This is a genomic window from Carboxydothermus pertinax, assembly GCF_001950255.1.
In the GTDB taxonomy this organism is placed as follows: domain Bacteria; phylum Bacillota; class Z-2901; order Carboxydothermales; family Carboxydothermaceae; genus Carboxydothermus; species Carboxydothermus pertinax.
The window spans coordinates 1-685 of sequence record NZ_BDJK01000021.1; the positions used below are offsets into that span (position 1 = coordinate 1).

The following is a 685-nucleotide window of genomic DNA, read 5'->3' on the forward strand; positions in this document are numbered from 1 at the left end:
ATAAACTAAAAGAAAAATTTTCAGTAGAGTGGCTTTGCGAACTATTTGGTGTATCAAGATCTGGCTACTATAAGTGGTTAGGTAGAAAAGATACTTTAAATCGCTACCAGCAGCAACAAGCAAATCTTGATAATCTTGTTAAAGAAATACATAGTAAGCATCCTTCATATGGTTATCGTTCAGTTAGAGCCGCAATCCTTAGATCTACCGGTTGGAAAGTTTCTAACATTAGCGTGTTAAAATCTATGAAAAGACTTGGAATAAAGTCACTTGCAAGAAGAAAGAAGTATAACTTTAAAAAAGGTAGTGAACATAAAATCTTTCCAAATATTTTAAACAGAGATTTTCAAAGTAATAAACCCTTTGAAAAAATTGCAACAGATATTACACACTTGAATTATAAGGGCAAAAAATATTACTTGGCTTGCTACTTAGACCTTTTTAACAATGAGATACTTGAGTGGAATGTTCAGGATAAAGAAGATAATTATCTAATTTTAGAACCTATGGAAAGGTTACTTAAAAATAAAAGAATGAATACCGATTCCCCACTCGTTTTGCATAGCGACCAGGGGTCTCAGTATTCATCCCTAAGCTTTATCAGCCTACTTGAACAATACAACGTTACACAAAGTATGTCAAGAGCAGGAAATCCCCGGGACAATGCCGTTATGGAAAGTTTTTT

General features: G+C 33.4%; 1 protein-coding gene. It reads left to right on the forward strand.

Going from position 1 to position 685, the window contains the following annotated elements; translation table 11 throughout:
* A partial coding sequence (locus cpu_RS07445; RefSeq protein WP_075859399.1) for an IS3 family transposase occupies positions 1-685 on the forward strand: 685 nt, incomplete at both ends.